This window comes from Streptomyces sp. SYP-A7185, from assembly GCF_046103685.1.
GTDB lineage: Bacteria > Actinomycetota > Actinomycetes > Streptomycetales > Streptomycetaceae > Streptomyces.
In genome coordinates this window covers 7,057,625-7,076,414 of the sequence record NZ_CP122310.1, presented here as the reverse complement: position 1 = coordinate 7,076,414, position 18,790 = coordinate 7,057,625, and the positions used below count along the sequence as shown (strand labels likewise).

Genomic DNA, 18,790 nt, shown 5'->3' with positions numbered 1-18,790 from the left:
GTTGCGCGGGACGCCCGCGGGGCGCCCTACGCGCGGGTCCACGCGTCGAGGGCCAGGCCCGACTCCGCCTTCTGGCGCGCGAGCCGCAGGGTGCCGTCGAGGCCGATGGTCGCCAGGACGACGCGGCCCCGCGCGTCGAGCGCCAACGACGGGGAGCCCAGGCAGGGTTCACCCGTCTCGGCCCACCAGGCGCCCGCCTTCTCGTCCTCGGTGGGGTAGGCCGCGATGACGGGGCGGCCGTCCTGGCCCCGGTGGGCCAGGACCGTGCAGTCGTGGCCCTCTATCGTCGCGCGGACGGCGGCCGTGTGGCCCGTGTCCGGGGTGCCGCCGAGGGGTCGCGTGTGCTCGTCGCCACAGCGGTGGGCGAGGACGCTGCCGCCGCGGGCGTCGGTGGCGTAGTACGTGAGGCGGTCGGGGGCCGTCTCCAGGGCCGCGCCCGAGCCGGGGGCCGGGGGCAGCGGGATGTCGCCGGTGCGCTGGAAGTCGGCGCCCTGCTCGTCCTGGGTCCAGTGCAGGGTCTTGTTCTCCGCCGGGCCGAAGACCTCGACCCGGCCCGTGGAGGTGGCGAGCGCCGTGATGCCGTCGAGGACCTCGCGGACCTTGAAGTCCTTCCAGCCCTCCCACTTGCCGCCCTTGCCCTCGCGCCGCAGCCGGACGCTGTTCACCGCGTCGCGCACGAAGACGTGGACGGTGCCGGCGGCGTCCACGGCGGCGGTGGGGGCGCCGAGGTGCGGGGCGCGCTCGACGAGCTTGGTGTGCGGGTTGCCGAGCGAGCGCCAGTCCATGAGCGGGCGGCCCGACTGGTACTGCACGGCGTGCACGACGTCGACCTCCGTGCCGCCGCCCTCCTTGGGCTGCTTGCGCAGGGCGATGAAGTGGACGTACCCGTCGGCGCCCTGGGCCAGGGTCAGCCGGGTCAGGTGCGACGCGTCGAAGAGGTCGGGGCCCGTCCAGTCGGGGCCGCCGGGGCGGGTCTCCGTCCAGCGCAGCAGGCCGTTCGCCGAGCGGGCGTACGCCGTGAGCCTGCCGTCCTTGCCGCGCAGCAGCCAGCGGCCGGTGGCGAGGGTGCCGATCGCCACGTGGTCGGCGGTGGCGGCCGTGACGCGGGAGGACTCCCGCTCGGGTCTGGGGGCGGACCTCTGCGGCATGGCTCGGCGCGGACCTTCCTACGAGTGTGGGTTCTGCTCCGGCTCCTCAGTCTACGGTCGCCGCGATCGGCTCCCGGCCGGGGCGAAGGGCCCCGGTGTGCCAGGGTGGGCGCCATGAGAACTCTCCTGGTCGTGGACGCCGCCAACGTCGTGGGCTCGGTGCCCGACGGCTGGTGGCGCGACCGGCACGGGGCCGCCGAGCGCCTGCGGGACCGGCTCGTGGCGTACGCCGAGGCGGGTCTGCCCGGGCGTCCGGGGCCGCTGGAGGTGACCCTCGTGGTGGAGGGCGCGGCCCGCGGCGTGGAGTCCGTCGAGGGGGTACGCGTGGTCCCGGCGCCCGGCAGCGGGGACGACCGCATCGTGGAGCTGGTCGCCGAGGCCGCACCGCGCCCCTGCCTGGTCGTCACCGCCGACCGGGAGCTGCGCCGCCGCGTCGGCGAGCTGGGTGCCGAGTGCCTGGGCCCGCGCTCGGTGCGTCAGCCGGCGGCGGAGTCGGGGCGCGAGTAGAGCACGGCGCCCTCCACCACTCCCACCCGCTCGTATCCGGCGGCGAGGACGCGCCGCAGCGAGGGGATCCGCTCCGGGGCGAAGGGCTTGCCCCGTGAGTCGTCCACGACGAGCGCGGGCGGATCGGCCGCCAGCTCCCGGCGGAAGACCCGCCAGGAGCCCTCCACGGCGTACTTCTCGCCCACGCGGGGGCCGTCGCGGCCCCCGCTGTAGTTGGTCAGGAGTCCGGCCGTCAGATAGCGGCTGGCGGGCGCCCGGCCGGCCAGCCAGTACGTCTCGGGGTGTATGCCCCACACGAGCACCCGCTCCCCCGGTTCCGTGCGCGCCCGGACCTCGTCCGCGATCCGCTGCGCGTGCGCGAGTCCGGGGTGCGGGGCGAGCAGGCCCCAGGTCAGGAACAGCGCGCACGTGCCGGCCGAGACCGACACGGCCGTCAGCGTGCGCTCCCGGGGCAGGATCTGGAGCGCGGCGGTGCCCAGCAGGGCCAGGGGCGGGGTGAGTTGCAGGTAGTAGTGCCCGAAGAAGTGGAAGCCGACCAGGACCGCGCCCGCCGACGAGGCGAGCCAGAGCCACAGCTCGGTGGAGCCGGTGCGGGCGATGCGCAGCACCCGCAGGACCGGCGGGGCAATGCCGGCGCAGGCCGCGGCGAGGATCGCCGCGTTGGTCAACCCGCGGGAGAGCACGTGGAGTTCGGAGCCGGTGAAGGAGGCGTACGCCCCCGATCCGGTCACCGTCCAGAACAGGAACCCGGCGGGGTGCGTGAGCGCGGCCGCGGCGAGGACCGGCCCGCACAGCCCGGCCGCCAGGCGCAGGAGGTCCCCGCGGGCGCCGCCCGTCCGCCACAGCAGCCACACCACCGGCACCAGGGCCGCTCCCCCGGTCTGCTTGGCCAGGAACGCGCAGGCCACGGCGGCGCCCGCGGCTCCCCAGCGGCGCCGGTCGGCGCACCACAGGGCGGCGGCCGTGCTCGGCAGCATGAAGATCTCGAAGGTGGCGGCCTGGGCGTCCTCGGGGTTCAGGCCGACCGAGATGAGCAGGAAGAGCACGCCCGCCGTACGGCCCGCGCGGTCGCCCCAGCGGCGCCTGGCGACGCCGGCCAGCAGGACGGCGGTCAGGAGCTGGGCCGCCACCGCGAGCACTTTGAGCGGGAGCAGCGTCGCGTCGCCGAAGAGCGCGAACGCCCCTTCGTACAGCCAGGGGACGAGCGGCGGCTTGCGGTCGACGACCGTCTCGTAGAGCCGTCCTCCGTCGGCCAGCATCCGCGCCTGGACGGCGAGGTAGCCCTCGTCGGGGCTCCACAGCGGCCACCGGAAGGAGGGGATCCGGGTGATGCAGGCCAGCGCGGCGAGCAGCGGGAGCAGCCGCGGCCAGTACGGCGCACCGGGCGCCGGGGCCCGCTCCGTACGCGGGCGCGGCAGCCGGAGGCCGCGTACGGAGCGTAGTGAGGCGGGAGGCTCGACGAGCATGAGGAGCACGCTATCCGGCCCCGCAGTCCCTGCCTGATGGGGACATACGGGGCCGGATGATTGGCCGGAAGTGACCGGGTCGGCTACGGGGCGTCACCGGCCGCGCGCTGCTTGGCCTGGCGGCCCAGCTGGCTGTGCGAGCGGCCGTACACGAAGTACACGACGAAGCCGAGCGCCATCCAGATGCCGAAGCGCAGCCAGGTCTCGGCCGGCAGGTTCAGCATCAGCCAGACCGAGGCCGCCACCGAGAGGATGGGGACCAGCGGCACCAGCGGGGTGCGGAAGGCGCGGGGCAGGTCCGGGCGGGTGCGGCGCAGGATGATGACGCTGAGGGCGACCACGACGAAGGCGAAGAGCGTGCCGATGTTCACCAGCTCGGCGAGTTCGTCGAGGCTGGTGAAGCCCGCCAGGATCGCGATGAGGACACCGAGCAGGATGGTCGGGCGGTGCGGCGTGCGGTACTTCGGGTGGACGTGCGAGAAGAACCGGGGCAGCAGTCCGTCGCGGCTCATCGCGAAGAACACGCGCGTCTGGCCGAGGAGCAGGATCATGCAGACGGTGGTGAGGCCGACGGCGGCGCCGAAGCTGATGATGCCCCCGTAGAAGGGATGCCCGGTGGCCTTGAAGGCGTCGGCGAGCGGGGCGTCCACGGACAGTTCGCTGTAGTGCTGCATGCCCGTGACGACGATCGAGACGGCGACGTACAGGACGGTGCAGATCAGCAGGGAGCCGAGGATGCCGCGCGGCATGTCCCGCTGGGGCATCTTCGTCTCTTCGGCCGCGGTGGCCACGATGTCGAAGCCGATGAAGGCGAAGAAGACGATGGAGGCGGCCGTGAAGATGCCGAGGACGCCGAAGTTGGTGGGCGCGTACCCGAACATCAGCTGGATGAGCGGGGAGTCGATGCTGTTGCCCGCGGCCACTTCCTGCGCCTTGGGGATGAAGGGCTTGTAGTTGTCGGTGTCGATGAAGAAGGCGCCCGCGACGATGACGATCAGGACGACGGCCACCTTGATGGCGACGATCACCGTGGTGACGCGCGCGGACAGCTTCATGCCGAGGACGAGGACGACCGTGAGGACGAGGACCAGCGCGGTGGCGAGGATGTCGAAGCCGAAGCCGTCGGCGGCGTCGGGCCCGCTGAGCGCGTCGGGCAGCTTCCAGCCCGCGTTGTCCATCAGCGAGCGCACATAGCCGGACCAGCCGACGGCGACCACCGCCGTACCGAGGGCGAACTCCAGGACCAGGTCCCAGCCGATGGTCCAGGCGGGCAGCTCACCGAGCGAGGCGTACGAGAAGGTGTACGCCGATCCGGCGACCGGCACGGTGGAGGCGAACTCCGCGTAGCAGAGCGCCGCGAGGGCGCAGACGACGCCGGCCACGGCGAAGGCGATCGCGGTGGCGGGCCCCGCGGTCTCCTTGGCCACCGCTCCGGTCAGCACGAAGATGCCGGTGCCGATGACGACGCCGACCCCGAAGACCGTGAGGTCGAGCGCGGACAGCGACTTCCTGAGCGCGTGCTCGGGCTCCTCGGTGTCCTGGATGGACTGCTCGATGCTCTTCGTTCTGAAAAGGCTGCTTGCCACGGACGTACCTCCACGCTTGTCGTCCTCGACATGATCGAGAGGGTGAGTACCCCGCAGGCCCCGGCGCGAGCCTATTCACGCGAATGGGCCGGTTCCACCACCCGTACAGGGTGCCGGAACCGGCCCGTCGGCGGTGCGTGTTGACTCAGTCGCGCGCGGGCTCCCCCGCCTCGACCGAGTCCACGGCGGCCGTGCGCTCGTACCGTCCGTCGAGCTTGGCGACCAGGCCGGTGACCTGACGGGAGATGTCCGGGGCGGTCAGCCCGATCTCGGCCATGATCTCCTTGCGCGAGGCGTGGTCCAGGAAGCGCGGCGGGATGCCGAAGTCGCGCAGCGGCACGTCGACGCCCGCGTCGCGCAGGGCCTGGGCGATGGCGGAGCCGACACCGCCGGCGCGGGAGTTGTCCTCGACCGTGACGACCACGCGGTGCTGCTCGGCGAGCGGGGCGAGCGCCTCGTCGACGGGCTTGACCCAGCGCGGGTCGACGACCGTGGTCGTGATCCCCTGCTTGTCCAGGAGGTCGGCGATCTCCAGGCACATGGGGGCGAGCGCGCCCACGGAGACCAGGAGCACGTCGGGGCGGCTGGTGCCCGCCTTGCGCAGGACGTCCATGCCGCCGACCTTGCCGACGGCCTTGACGGCCGGGCCGACCGCGCCCTTCGAGTAGCGGACGACGGTGGGGGCGTCGTCGACCTCGACGGCCTCGCGCAGCTGGAGGCGGACCTGGTCGGCGTCGCGCGGGGCGGCGATCCGCAGGGTCGGCACGCACTGGAGGATCGACATGTCCCACATGCCGTTGTGCGAGGCGCCGTCCGTGCCGGTGACGCCGGCCCGGTCCAGGACGAAGGTGACGCCGCACTTGTGCAGGGCCACGTCCATCAGGAGCTGGTCGAAGGCGCGGTTGAGGAACGTCGCGTACACCGCGAAGACCGGGTGCAGGCCGCCGCTGGCCAGGCCCGCCGCGGAGACGGCCGCGTGCTGCTCGGCGATGCCCACGTCGTAGACCCGGTCGGGGAAGGCCTTGGAGAACTTGTGCAGGCCCACCGGCTGGAGCATCGCGGCCGTGATGGCGACGATGTCCTCGCGCTCGTGGCCGAGCTTGACCATCTCCTCGCCGAAGACGGACGTCCAGTCCATGCCGCCCGCGGCGATGGGCAGGCCGGTGTCGGGGTGGATCGGGCCGATGCCGTGGAAGTGGTCGGCCTCGTCCTCCTCGGCGGGCTTGTAGCCGCGGCCCTTCTCGGTGATGCAGTGCACGATGACCGGGCCGCCGAAGCGCTTGGCGCGCACCAGGGCGGACTCCAGGGCCTCGATGTCGTGGCCGTCGATCGGGCCGACGTACTTCAGGCCGAGGTCCTCGAACATGCCCTGCGGGGCGATGAAGTCCTTGAGGCCCTTCTTCGCGCCGTGCAGCGTCTCGTACAGGGGCTTGCCGACGACCGGGGTGCGCTCCAGGAGGTCCTTGCCGCGGGCCAGGAAGCGCTCGTAGCCGTCGGTGGTGCGCAGGGTCGCCAGGTGGTCCGCGAGGCCGCCGATGGTGGGGGCGTACGAACGCTCGTTGTCGTTGACGACGATCACCAGGGGGCGGTCCTTGGCGGCGGCGATGTTGTTCAGCGCCTCCCAGGCCATGCCGCCGGTGAGCGCGCCGTCGCCGATGACGGCGACGACGTGGTCGTCCTTGCCCTGGACCTCGTTCGCCTTGGCGAGGCCGTCGGCCCAGCCGAGGACCGTCGAGGCGTGCGAGTTCTCGATCACGTCGTGCTCGGACTCGGCGCGCGAGGGGTAGCCGGACAGGCCGCCCTTGCTGCGCAGCTTGCCGAAGTCCTGGCGGCCGGTGAGCAGCTTGTGCACGTAGCTCTGGTGGCCGGTGTCGAAGAGCACCTTGTCGCGGGGCGACTCGAAGACGCGGTGCATGGCGATCGTGAGCTCGACCACGCCCAGGTTGGGGCCGAGGTGGCCGCCTGTCTTGGAGACTGCGTCGACGAGGAAGGCGCGGATCTCGCCGGCCAGCTGGTTCAGCTCCTCCGGGCTGAGCCGGTCCAGATCGCGCGGTCCCCTGATGCGGGTCAGCAGCGGCACCCGTGCCTCCTTGCAGTAGAGCTGTTCGAGCGTTGACCGGATGTTGCCGGGCTTGTCGAGTCTAATGTTCCGCCGCTGACAGTGGCGTCCGGGCCGTGAGTTCCGCGTCACGCGACGCACCCCGGGTACCCCGGGTCACGGGCTTCACCCGGGGCACGACTGTGCCCGGCGTCGTCGTTGACGCCGGGCACAGAGTTTCGGGCGGGGCTGCTGCCGATCGGATGACGCGGGGCCCCCGCCGGGCGGGGTCAGGCTCGGCCTGCCGCCTTCTGACTGCGGCGGGACACCGAGTCGAGCACGACCGCCGCGAGCAGCACGGCGCCGGTGATCATCGACTGCACGGCCTTGCTGGAGCTGCCCGACATGTACAGGCCGGTCATGATCGACTGGATGACCAGGATGCCGAGCAGCGCCGACCAGGGGGTGCCCCGGCCGCCGAAGAGGCTGGTGCCGCCGATGACCGCCGCGGCGATCGCCAGCATCAGGGTGTCGCCGCCGCCCAGGTTGGAGTCGGCCACGCCGGACTGGGAGGCGATGAAGAGGCCGCCCAGGCCGCCGAGGAAGCCGGAGATCGTGAACACGGAGATCCGGATCCACACGACGTTGATGCCGGCCCTGCGGGCCGCCTCGACGCCGCCGCCGACCGCGAAGACCTGCCGGCCGTAGTTGGTGCGGCGCAGCACGAAGCTGGCGAGGACCACCACGGCGACGAAGACGGTCAGACCGAGCGGCAGGCCGTCCTCCTGGTTCAGGACGAAGGCCACGACGTAGGCGAGGACCGCGACGACCGCCGTGCGCAGGGCCAGCTCGCTGACCGGGCGGTGGGGCAGGTCGGCGGCCTTGCGGCGCAGGCGCTGGCTCCACTGGGAGTAGCCGTAGGCGAGGACGGCGACGGTCGCGAGGCCGTACGCGGCGGCGACGTCCGTGAAGTAGTAGTTGTTCAGGTTGTAGATGATGCCGTCGGAGAGGTTGTTCAGGCTCAGCGTGTTGCCGAGCACGTACAGCTGGAGGCCGCTCCAGCCGAGGAAGCCCGCCAGCGTCACGACGAAGGCCGGGACCCCGATCTTGGCGAAGAAGAAGCCGTGCAGCGCGCCGATCGCGGCGGCGGCGACCAGGCCGATGACGACGGCGAGGCCCTCGTTCACGTCCTGCTTGATCGCGAGCACGGAGCTGACGGCGGCGGTGAGGCCCGCGACGGAGCCGACCGACAGGTCGATCTCGCCGAGCAGCAGGACGAAGACGATGCCGGTCGCGATGAGGCCGGGGCCGACGATGTACTGGGCGATGTTGCTGAGGTTGGAGGGGTCGAGGAAGCGACCCGTCGTTATCTCGAAGATCGCCCAGATCACGATCAGACCGGTGACGACCGGTATGGAACCGAGCTCACCGCCCTTGATCTTCCGCTTGAACTCGGTGAGGTAACCGGCGAAACCCTGCTCGCGGACGAGCAGGCGCGGGTCGACGGCGGGGATGGCCGCGGCGGCCGGGGCCTCGGTCTCCACCTTCTGCGGTGGGGTGTTCACGGTCTCACTCACTTCGCGGCCTCCGCGTTGCGCGCCTTGCGCCGGGTCACGGCGTTCTCCGTGGCCCCGGTGATCGCGGCGATGATCTCTTCGTTGCTGGTGTCCTTGACGCTGAAGACACCGTTGTTGCGACCGAGGCGCAGGACGGCCACCTCGTCCGCGACGGCCTTGACGTCGGCCATGTTGTGGCTGATGAGGAGCACCGCGAGGCCGCGCTCGCGCAGCCGCTCCACGAGGTCGAGGACCTGGGCGGTCTGCTCGACGCCGAGCGCCGCGGTGGGCTCGTCGAGGATCACCAGCTTGGGGTCGCCGACCAGGGCACGGGCGATCGCGACGACCTGGCGCTGACCGCCGGAGAGCGAGGCGATCGGGATGCGGACGCTCGGGATGCGGATGGAGAGGGTGTCAAGGAGCTCCTTGGCACGCTTCTCCATCGCCACCTCGTCGAGGACCTTGGCCCGGCCGAGCTCACGGCCGAGGAACAGGTTGGCCACGACGTCCAGGTTGTCGCAGAGCGCGAGGTCCTGGTAGACGGTGGCGACACCCAGACCCTGGGCGTCGTGCGGGCGCGAGATGGAGACGGGGTCGCCGTCCCACTCGATGGTGCCCTCGTCGATGGGGTGGACCCCCGCGATCGTCTTGACGAGGGTGGACTTACCGGCTCCGTTGTCGCCGACCAGGGCGACCACTTGACCTGCGTGTACTTCAAGTTCGACATCGGTGAGCGCCTGGACGGCACCGAAGCGCTTGGAGACTCCGCGCAACGCCAGCACGGGCGGAGCGGACATGTGAACCATCTCCTTCATCCGCCGAGGGGGAGCGGCGGAGGGCCGTACGGGCATGGCGTACGGCGGGACGTGAAAGGTGGGCTAAGGAGGGATGAGGCAGGAGTGCGAGCAGACGTACGGCGTCTTGGCCCCCGACAGCGGGGCAAGCGTGAAGGAGACGAAGACGCCGTACGAGTCCGGTGCCTGCAACGCGGCTACTTGATGCCGGCGTCCGCGCAGGCCTTGGCGAAGTCCGGGGTGCAGATCTCGCTCGTCTTGTAGAGCTTGTCCTTGACCACGGTGTCCTTGATGTTGTCCTTCGTGACGACGAAGGCCTGGACGAGCGCCGACGGGATGCCCTTGTCGCTCGGGCTGTCGAGCTTGGCCGTCACGAGCGAGTCGATCTTCTCGCCCTTGAGGAGCTTCACCGCGACCTCGGCGGTCTTCTCCGCCTCGGGCTTGTACGGCTTGTAGATGCTGAAGGCCTGCGTGCCCTTCAGGATCCGCTGGATGCCCGCGAGTTCGGCGTCCTGGCCGCCGACCGGGATCCCCTTGACCTTCGCCGACTCCAGCGCCGCGACGATGCCGCCCGCCATGCCGTCGTTGGCCGAGTAGACCGCGTCGAAGCCGTCCTTGCCGAGCGAGGTGATGGCGGTGCCCATCTTCTCACCGGCGATCTTCGGGTCCCACTCGCCCGTCTGCTCGTAGACGACCTTCTTGACCTTGCCGTCGAGGACGGAGTGCGCGCCCTTCTTGAACAGCGCGGCGTTCGGGTCGGACTCCTTGCCGTTGATCATGACGACGTTGGCGTCCTTGGCCTTGTCGCCGAGCGCCTCGACGATGCCCTGGCCCTGGAGCTTGCCGATCTTCTCGTTGTCGAACGAGACGTACGCGGAGACCGGGCCCTCGGCGAGGCGGTCGTACGCGACGACCTTGATGTCCTTCTTCTTCGCCTCCTGGACCCACGCCTTGGTGGCGCCGGAGTCCACCGCGTCCAGGATGATGACCTTGACGCCGGAGTCGACGAGGTCGTCGAACTGCTGCTTCTGGGTCGAGACGTTCTCGGACGCGTTCTTGTAGTTGATCTTGCAGTCCGAGCAGAGTTCCTGGACCTTCGCCTTGATCAGCGGGTAGTCGAAGGACTCGTAACGCGTGGTCTTGCTCTCGGGCAGCAACAGACCGATGGTCTTGTTGTCCTTGTCATCGCCCTTGTCACCGCCGGCTTCGCCACAAGCGGCAAGGGATACGGCCATCGCGGTAGCGGTCATGGCTATCGCGGCACGACGCAGATGGGTGTTCACTGTCCAACCTCCCTGACGTGGCCGCGTCGTTGCGGCCGAGGTGGCTCGAAGTCAACTCGGCCGCCACACCATCGTCAAGGAGTAAATCCTTAACGAGATGACAACGGTGCCATGCGTTATCTAAGTGAAGGCAGGTGCGGACGCAGGGAGAGAACCGTCCAAAAGGGTCGAATCGCCCATTTCGCTGAGCGCCAGAGCCAGCGCTCCGAGCACCTCGGCGCGGCCCCCCAGGGCCCCTGGGAGGACGGAGAGCTGCCGGGCGGCGCTGGGGATGGCATAACGCCCCACGGACTCCCTGATGGGCCCCAGGACCAGCTCACCGGCCTCCGCCAGGTCGCCGCCGAGGACGACCCTGCTCGGGTTCAGGAGATTGCAGAGGTTGGCCACGCCGCTGCCGATGTGCCGGCCGACGTCGGCGATCACGCGGCGGCAGCCGGGATCTCCGTCGCGCGCGAGGCCCACGACCCGCTCCATGGTCAGCTCGGTGCCGTGGCTCGACTGGAGCAGGGGCAGCACGTAGCGGGCCGCGGCGAAGGTCTCCAGGCAGCCGCGGTTGCCGCAGCGGCAGACCGGGCCCGACTCGTCGAGCGTGATGTGGCCGATCTCCCCGGCGGTGCCGCCGGGGCCGCGGTAGATGCGCCCGCTGATCACCAGACCGGCGCCGACACCGCTCGCGACCTTGATGTACGCCAGGTCCTTGACCCCGCGCCCGCTCCCCCAGACCAGCTCGCCGAGCGCGCCGAGGTTGGCGTCGTTGTCGACGTGCACGGGGACGCCGAGGCGGTCCTTGAGCTCCTCGGCGGGCTTGGTGCCGGCCCAGCCCGGCAGGATCGAGGTCGAGCCGAGCGTCCCGGACTCCACGTCGATGGGTCCCGGCACGCCGAGGCCGATGCCCGCGATCTTCCCGCGGTCCACCCCGGTCGCCGCGATCAGCCTGCTGACCAGCTGTTCGGCGCGGTCGAAGCCCTGCGCGGCCGACGCGTCCACGTCCAGCGGCTCGGACTCCTCGGCGAGCACCTGGTGGGCGAGGTTCCCCACGGCCACGCGCAGGTGCGTGTGGCCGAAGTCCACGCCGATGACGATGCCCGCGTCGCCGCTGAGGGAGACGCTGCGGGCCCGGCGGCCGCCCGCCGAGGTGGGCGTGACCTCGACCGTTCCGCCGTCCTTGAGCTCCCGGACGATGTTGGAGACCGTGGCCGCGGACAGACCTGTCGTCCTGGCGATCTCCGCCTGAGTGAGCGACCCGGCGAGCCGTACGGCACGTACGACCCGTTCGAGATTGGCCCGGTGCAGCGACGACTGCGACCCCGGAGTCTCCATTGACTCAGCCACCCTTTTCCGTATGACGTCACAGCGACTTGGCTGCCCGTACAAGTTGTGAACTCCAAGCTCTGCTGAACGGGTTGGCGCAGTCAAGTCCTTGACCCAAATCGGCACTCTTGAACACCGGGACAGGCCGGGTCCAAGTGGCGAGGATGCACCCCAAACCACCCAGACCCGGCCTGAGGGGGCCGATCCGTTACTTGACCGATCCCGCGGTGAGACCCGAGACCACGTGCCGCTCGATGAAGGCGAACAGCACGATGACCGGCACGATCGCCACCACGGACGCCGCGAAGAGGTAGTTCCACTCCACGGTGTAGGCGCCGATGAAGTTGTTGATGCCGACGGTCAGCGGCTGCTTGTCGGGCTCGGTGGTGAGCGTGAGGCCCATCACGAACTCGTTCCACGAGGTGATGAAAGTGAAGATCACCGCGGTCACGACGCCCGGCAGCGCGAGCGGCAGCGTCACCTTCACCATCGCCCCGAAGCGGCTGGTGCCGTCCACCATGGCCGCCTCCTCGAGCTCCGGCGGGATGGAGCTGATGTAGGCCGTCAGGATCCACACCGCGAACGCCAGGTTGAACGCCGCGTTGGTGATGATCAGGGTCCAGACCGAGTTGAGCATGTCCAGCTGGTGGAACTCGCGGTAGAGGCCGACCAGCAGGGCCGTGGGCTGGAACATCTGGGTGATCAGGACGAGGAGCAGGAAGGCCTTGCGTCCGCGGTAGCGCATGCGTGCCGTGTAGTACGCGGCGGGCAGCGAGACCAGGAGGACCAGGAGCGTCGCCCCGCCCGCGACCAGCAGGGTCACCTGAAGGTTCTGGCCGAGCTCGGATTCCTTCCAGACCTCGATGAAGTTCGACCACTCCAGGTTCTGCGGCAGGTACGTCCGGTCCCGCAGCTCCGACTTGGGCCGCAGCGCGGTGATCACCATCTCCAGGTACGGAGCGAGGAAGATCGCCGCGAGCGCCCAGGCGACCACGGTGATGACCAGGGTGCGCGGCCGGAAGGTGCGCTTGGCCTTGACCCGGGGCGCGGGGCTCTTCGGGGACCCCGCGCGGGTCTGGGTCGCGGTGGCCATCAGTCCTCCTCGTTCCAGCGGCTGACCTTGAGGAAGATCAGCACGAGCACGACGACCATCGCGAAGTTGACCACGGACATCGCGGCGGACTCGCCGATGTCGGTCTCCTTCAGCTTGTACATGAACACCATGGTCGTGGAGGTGTCATAGCCGGGACCGCCCTGCGTCATGGCCCAGATGATCGGGAAGGAGTTGAAGACGTTGATGAGGTTGATGACCACGCCGACGAGGAACGCGGGCCGCAGCATCGGCACCGTGATGTGGCGGTACGTCTGCCAGGGGCTCGCCCCGTCGATGCGCGAGGCCTCGTAGACCTCGTGCGGGATGGTCTGGAGGCCCGCGAGCAGGGTGTACGTGGTGAAGGGCAGCGACACGAAGATCGCGACGGCCATCATCCACGGCCAGGCCGTCTCCGGTCTGCCCAGCCAGTCCTTGGACTTGTCGATCAGTCCGAGGTCCAGCATCAGCGTGTTGAGCACGCCCGCGGTCTGGTTCAGCATCCACTTGAAGCCGATGGCGGTCATCAGGACGGATGCCGCCCAGGGCGCGATGAGCGCCCAGCGGGTGACGGTGCGGCCGGGGAACTTCTGGTTGAACAGCTGGGCGAGGGCCAGCGAGAGCAGCATCGTCACGGACACGACGACGACGGTCCACACGACCGTCCACAGCAGGACCGCGCCGAAGTCGGTCTCGTCGAAGAGCTTCTTGTACTTGTCGGTCCCCGCGCCGCCGCGCACGATGCCGGCGATGGAGATGTTGAGGAACGACGTACGGATCAGCTCGACGACCGGCCAGATGACCACGGCGAGGATCAGCAGAATGACGGGCGCTATCCAGGGCAGCGGGCCGAGTCGGGCGATGCCGCTGCGACGGCTCACCGGCCTGGGGGCGCGCCCGCTCCGTCCCCGGCCGGTGTCGGCCGGGGGCGGAGGGGCCTTCAGTGACACAAGGACTCCTTGCGTACGGAGCGAACTGAATCGGGCTGCCTGCTACTTGGCTTCGGCAGCCGCCGCTTCCGCCTTCTTCTGGAGGTCACCGAGGACCTGCTTCGGGTCGTCGCTCGCCGCCTTGCCGCCGGTCTTCTTGATCTCCGCGGAGATGACGTCCCAGGCCGTGTCGCCCAGCGGGTAGAACTTGGCGTTCGGCAGGACCTCGAAGAACGGCTCCAGGTCCTTGTGCTTGCCGTTGGACTGCATCGTCTTGAGCGCGTCCTGGGTGACCGGCATCAGGTTGTACATCTCGTCGAACTCCAGCATCTTCTTGGAGTACGTGAAGTCCAGGAACTTCTTGACGCCTTCCTTCTCGGCGCCGCCGTCCTTGAACGCCATCATCCAGTCGGCCACGCCGAGGGTGGACTCCAGCGGCGCGTCCTTGCCGGGGATCGGCGCGACGCCGTAGTCGACCTTGCCGTCCTTGGCCATCTGGATGAGGCTCGGGTGGCCGTTGAGCATGCCGACCTTGCCCGCCGCGAAGTCGGCGAAGGCCGTCTTGCGGTCGGTGGAGGCCGGGTTGGAGTACGTGAGGCCGGGCTTGACGAGGTTCTTCTGAAGCCACTCGAACGTCTCGACGTTCTGCGCGCTGTCGAGGGTGTACTTGCCGCTCGCGTCGGTGTAACCGCCGCCGTTGCCGAGCTCCCACATCATCGACTCGCCCTGGGTCTCCTCGGGGCCGAGCGGCAGGGCGTACGGGGTGTCGGCGGCCTTGGAGGACTTGATCTTCTTCGCCGCGGCGGCGACCTCGTCCCAGGTCTTGGGGGGCGTCTTGACGCCGGCCTTCTTCAGGACGGCCTTGTTGTAGAACATGACGCGGCTGGAGGAGACCCACGGGATGCCGTACTGGGTGCCCTTGACCTCGCCGGCCTTGGCGAAGGTGGGGATGAGGTTCTCGCGCGTCTTGGGCGAGAGCACCTCGTCGGCCTTGTAGAGCAGGTCGTCCGCGACCTTGTCGGCGTAGCCGCCGGTCTGCAACAGGTCGGGCTGGTTGCCCGCCTGGATCATGTTCTTGACGGACTTGTCGATCTCGTTCCAGTTGATGACCTGGACGTCGACCTTGTAGCCCTTGTTCTCCTTCTCGAACTCCTTCTTCACGCCGTCCCAGTACTTCTTGGAGGCGTTGGAGGCCTTGTCGCCGTAGTCGGCGGCGACGAGCTTGATGGTCTTGCCGTCGCCGCTGTCGCTGTCACCGCCGCAGGCGGTGAGCCCCATGGCCATCGCGAGCGTTGCCGCACCGGTGGCGATCAATCGATTCCTCATGCTGTTCAACCCTTCGACATCGGTGTCGACTTGAACGCGGGCAAAAGGTTCCCCCCGCGGCGCCGTGTGGCCGACATTACTCACGGCCGGAATTGCCACAACAGGCCTAGACCACTTTCGTGGCCAAGCTGAAATCACCTGCGGACGGGGTCATTTGAGAGCCCCCGCGGTGAGCCCGGCCTGCACCTGGCGCTGGAAGACCGCGTACACGACGAGCACCGGAAGCATGGCGATGGTCAGGCCCGCGAAGAGCGCGCCCCAGTCGCCCCGGTAGCCCTGCGAGACCGCCAGCGTGGCGAGCCCCTGCGGCAGCACGTACCTGCTCTCCTCCTCGTTGTTGAGCAGCAGCGGAAGCAGGTACTGGTTCCACTGGCCGAGGAAGTTGAAGATGCCGATGCTCACCAGGCCAGGCTTGGCCATCGGCAGCATGATCTGGAAGAACGTCCGCGTGTGCGAGGCCCCGTCGACCATCGCCGCCTCCTGGACGCCGGTCGGCAGCGTACGGAAGAAGGAGGTGAGGAAGAACGTCGTGAAGGGCAGCGAGTACGCGATGTACGCGATCATCAGACCCGGCCGGGTGTCCAGGAGGCCGAAGTTCTCCATGACCGCGAAGAGCGGCACGAGGGCGAGGATGACCGGGAACATCATCCCGCCCGCGAAGAGCATGAAGATCAGCCGGTTGCCCGGGAAGGTGAAGCGGGCGATCACATAGGCCGCCATCGAGCCGAGCAGCATGGTGCCGGTCAGCGAACCCGCCAGGATGATCACCGAGTTGATGGCGTACTGGCCGATGTTCGCCTCGGTCCACGCGTTGGTGAAGTTCTCCCAGTGGAAGGACGTCGGCCAGCCCATCGGATCGCTGAGGATCTCGACGGAGGGGCGGAACGCTGTGAGGGCGACCCAGATGAGGGGGCCCGCGGCGAGGACCACCCACAGGACGAGGAAGGCGTGCGAGAAGACGTTCAGGGTCGCGCCGCCCGCCGAATCGCCCTCCCGGCGTGACGTGTCGGCGGACTCGGCGCGGGGCGCGGTGGTCGTGGTCATGATGCAGTGCTCCCGCGGTCTTTAGTATTCGATCCGGTCGCGATTCCCGATCCGCATGACGATCAGCGAGAACGCCATGCTGAGGACCAGGAGGACGACGCCGATGGAGGTGGCATAGCCGTACTGACCGTCCCGGAACCGTTCGTAGAGGAAGACCGGGGTGACCTTCAGGACGTGCTCGGGCACCATCACGAGCACGATCGCGAACGAGTCGAGGGCCTGGATGCCCATGTAGATCCAGCCGGTCCGCACGGTGTCCCAGATCAGCGGGAGCGTCACGTTGAAGAAGGTCCGGCCCCGGCCCGCGCCGTCGAGCAGCGCGGCCTCGTAGATGTCCTTGGGGATCGCGCCCATCGCGGCGGAGAACAGCACCACGTAGAAGCCGACGAAGCTCCAGGAGAGCACGATCATCACGGCGATGAGGGCGAGCGAGCGGTCGCCGCCCAGCCAGGCGGGGCCGTCGATGCCCACCTTGTCGAGCCCGCCGTTGATCAGGCCGCTGTTGGTGTTGAAGACGCGGCCCCAGACCACGGCGATGATCGCGACGGACAGGACCTGGGGGAAGAAGTAGACGACCTTGTAGAGCGAGGAGCCCGCGACGCCCGCGATCGCCTGGCCCTTCCGGTGCCTGCCGCCCGACGTGATCATGTACGCGAAGAACATGCCGAGCACGAGCGTGATCACCGGGGCGACGACCGCCAGGGTGATGCTGACCTCCAGGGATTCCCAGAAGCGCTCGTCGTTCCACATCTTGGTGAAGTTGTCGAAGCCGATGAAGTTCGCCACCGGGCCGCCGGACCAGTCCGTGAACGAGTAGTAGATCGCCTGGAGGAAGGGCGAGATCACGAACAGGGCGTAGAACGCGAGGGGCAGCGTCAGGAAGCCCACGATGAAGCGGTACTTGTCGAGCGTGCGGTACCGCCGGTCGTACCGCACGCTCTCGGGGGTGAAGCGGGGCGGCAGCAGCACCGCCAGAAGGAACAACAGCCCGTTCGGCGCCTTGGGCCTCCGGTCCGGTGCCTTCTTCGAAGGTGGCGAATCGTCCACCCGGGTGTCAGTCTTCACGCCACTCCGCCCCGCCTCGTTCACGTGCCCGCGTTCTCGGTCGATCCGCCGCTGGTCAGGACTTCTTGACCTTGACGACGTCAGGGTCCTTGAGGATCCGGGCCCCGGCCTTCTCCATGATGTCCATGGCCTGCTTGGTGCCGATCTGGCCCAGCATGAACTTGGCGATCATGTTGTTGAAGTCCTCGCGGAACAGCTCGTTGTACCAGTCCATGTGCTTCGCGATGACGACGTTCTCGCCGGCGGACTTGATCGCCGCCTGCACGCTCGCCACACCGTGCGGCATCTTCTGGCCGTCGATGGCCCCCTTGACCACCGGCAGGGCGGAGAGCTCCTTGAAGTTGTTCAGGGCGGCTTCCTTGCTGTACATCGCCCGCAGCCACTCCAGGCCGCCCTGCCGGTTCTGCGCCTTCTCGGGGACGACGTAGAACTCACCGGCCGGCGCGTTGATCGTGCCGAACGGCATCTTGTCGCCCGAGTCCAGTGACGGGCTCGGACCGAACGACATCCCGAAGTCCTTCGGGGTGGTGTCCTTGGCCTCGTTCTCCACCCAGGAGCCGTTGGGCACGAAGACGCACTTGCCGCCCTTGGTCCAGGCGGTCTGCATCTCGGTGTGCGCCTCGGTGCCGTCGAAGCCGGTCAGGACGTACTTCTTGGCGACCAGTTCCTCCCAGGCCTCGAAGACGTCCTTGACAGCGTCGTTCTTCCAGGCGCCCGGCTCCAGGTAGTCCATGGCCGTGGTGATCTCGCGTCCCCCGCGCTGGGCGAACATCGTGTAGATGCTGAAGAACATGTACCGCGGGTGGCCGCCCGGGTAGCTCCAGCCGTGGATGCCCTTGGCCTTGGCCTTCTTGCAGACGGCCAGCATCTCGTCCCAGGTCTTGGGGTACGCGGAATCCAGGCCCTCCTCAAGGAGCTTCTTGGAGTAGAAGGTGCCGTAGACCGTCAGCGAGATGCCGGCCTGGAAGGTGCCGGGGCCACCGAAATTGCCGCTCGCCTCGACCGCCGGTTCGAGGATGTCGCGCACCTTGACGCTCGGGTCGTCCCAGGAGGGCGCGTCGAGCAGCTCGGTGAGGTCCGCCACCTGCTTGTTGGACACCAGCTTGCCGGGGTTCATCTGGTCGGCGCCGGAGTTGTTGACGACGTCGGCCGTCGGGTTGCCGCGGACGATCTTCGGCTGCACCTGGGTGGCGATCTTCGTCGTCGACTTCTGGGCGGCGTTCGAGTCCGGGTACCGCTTCTTGTACATGTCGGTCACGAACTGGGCGTACTTGTCGCCGTAACCGCCGTTGAAGACGACCACGGCGAGCCCGGCGTCTTCCTTCACGCCGAGCGGGTTCTTCTTGGACTTGTCGCCCTTCTCCGCCTTGTTCTCCTCGCCGCCCCCGCTCGCGCAGGAGCTCAGGGCGCCCACGGCCGGCACTGCGAGAAGGCTGGTGGCCGCTGCCCTCTTCATCACGTCACGACGGTTGATGCTGGTGGATCCCATGCTCAAGTCCTCGCCTTCTCCAGGACTCAGGCGGCGTACGGGGCTCCCGACAGCTCGCCAGTGGCGAAGGGCCCGACACCGCGGGTCAGTTGAAGCTTTGGTGGTGCCTTACGTGCGACAACTACATGGCAAGGGCTCGCACCCGCCACTCAGGGTGC

The 18,790-nt window shown here is 69.0% G+C and carries 15 protein-coding genes; 1 reads left to right on the top strand and 14 read right to left on the bottom strand.

The genetic code is table 11. The features are described 5' to 3' along the window. Positions 1–26: 26 nt before the first annotated feature. The gene (locus QBL25_RS31015) at positions 27–1,148 is read right to left on the bottom strand and encodes a hypothetical protein (protein ID WP_409060240.1); all 1,122 of its coding nucleotides are present in this window, start codon (positions 1,146–1,148) and stop codon (positions 27–29) included. A gap of 114 nt (positions 1,149–1,262) precedes the next feature. Here QBL25_RS31015 and QBL25_RS31010 point away from each other — a divergent pair, with 114 nt between their 5' ends. Then, positions 1,263–1,655, top strand: coding sequence for an NTP pyrophosphohydrolase (locus QBL25_RS31010; RefSeq protein WP_409060239.1), 393 nt, complete (start codon positions 1,263–1,265; stop codon positions 1,653–1,655). Here QBL25_RS31010 and QBL25_RS31005 read toward each other — a convergent pair. From QBL25_RS31005 to ngcE, 13 genes are all read right to left on the bottom strand, one after another. Beyond that, a complete protein-coding gene (locus QBL25_RS31005) occupies positions 1,625–3,121 on the bottom strand; it encodes an ArnT family glycosyltransferase (RefSeq protein ID WP_409060238.1) in 1,497 nt (498 codons plus the stop codon). The two genes, QBL25_RS31010 and QBL25_RS31005, sit on opposite strands and share 31 nt — an antisense overlap. Before the next feature lie 83 nt (positions 3,122–3,204). After that, entirely contained in the window at positions 3,205–4,707 is a 1,503-nt protein-coding gene (locus tag QBL25_RS31000; protein WP_409060237.1) for an amino acid permease, read from the bottom strand. A gap of 145 nt (positions 4,708–4,852) precedes the next feature. Next, complete coding sequence (dxs, locus tag QBL25_RS30995) at positions 4,853–6,787, bottom strand: 1-deoxy-D-xylulose-5-phosphate synthase (RefSeq protein WP_409060236.1); 1,935 nt, start codon at positions 6,785–6,787, stop codon at positions 4,853–4,855. 248 nt (positions 6,788–7,035) lie between these two features. Then, positions 7,036–8,322: a sugar ABC transporter permease gene (locus QBL25_RS30990; protein ID WP_409060235.1), complete on the bottom strand. Its 1,287-nt coding sequence runs from the start codon at positions 8,320–8,322 to the stop codon at positions 7,036–7,038. Continuing rightward, entirely contained in the window at positions 8,319–9,107 is a 789-nt protein-coding gene (locus tag QBL25_RS30985) for an ATP-binding cassette domain-containing protein (protein WP_409062832.1), read from the bottom strand. Before QBL25_RS30985 ends, QBL25_RS30990 begins: the two co-directional genes overlap by 4 nt. Positions 9,108–9,292: 185 nt before the next feature. Then, a complete protein-coding gene (locus QBL25_RS30980; RefSeq protein ID WP_409060234.1) occupies positions 9,293–10,378 on the bottom strand; it encodes a substrate-binding domain-containing protein in 1,086 nt (361 codons plus the stop codon). Positions 10,379–10,498: 120 nt separating this feature from the next. Next, positions 10,499–11,698 (bottom strand): ROK family protein, encoded by a 1,200-nt coding sequence (locus tag QBL25_RS30975; protein ID WP_409060233.1) that lies wholly within the window; start codon positions 11,696–11,698, stop codon positions 10,499–10,501. 199 nt (positions 11,699–11,897) lie between these two features. Next, complete coding sequence (locus QBL25_RS30970; RefSeq protein ID WP_409060232.1) at positions 11,898–12,782, bottom strand: carbohydrate ABC transporter permease; 885 nt, start codon at positions 12,780–12,782, stop codon at positions 11,898–11,900. Further along, positions 12,782–13,729, bottom strand: coding sequence for a carbohydrate ABC transporter permease (locus QBL25_RS30965; RefSeq protein ID WP_409060231.1), 948 nt, complete (start codon positions 13,727–13,729; stop codon positions 12,782–12,784). Before QBL25_RS30965 ends, QBL25_RS30970 begins: the two co-directional genes overlap by 1 nt. A gap of 42 nt (positions 13,730–13,771) precedes the next feature. After that, positions 13,772–15,034, bottom strand: coding sequence for an ABC transporter substrate-binding protein (locus QBL25_RS30960; protein WP_409060230.1), 1,263 nt, complete (start codon positions 15,032–15,034; stop codon positions 13,772–13,774). A 150-nt stretch (positions 15,035–15,184) separates the two neighbouring features. Beyond that, entirely contained in the window at positions 15,185–16,078 is an 894-nt protein-coding gene (locus QBL25_RS30955; protein WP_409060229.1) for a carbohydrate ABC transporter permease, read from the bottom strand. A 21-nt stretch (positions 16,079–16,099) separates the two neighbouring features. Further along, a complete protein-coding gene (locus tag QBL25_RS30950; RefSeq protein ID WP_409062831.1) occupies positions 16,100–17,014 on the bottom strand; it encodes a carbohydrate ABC transporter permease in 915 nt (304 codons plus the stop codon). A 184-nt stretch (positions 17,015–17,198) separates the two neighbouring features. Then, positions 17,199–18,632 (bottom strand): N-acetylglucosamine/diacetylchitobiose ABC transporter substrate-binding protein, encoded by a 1,434-nt coding sequence (gene ngcE, locus QBL25_RS30945; RefSeq protein ID WP_409060228.1) that lies wholly within the window; start codon positions 18,630–18,632, stop codon positions 17,199–17,201. Between the last annotated feature and the right edge of the window lie 158 nt (positions 18,633–18,790).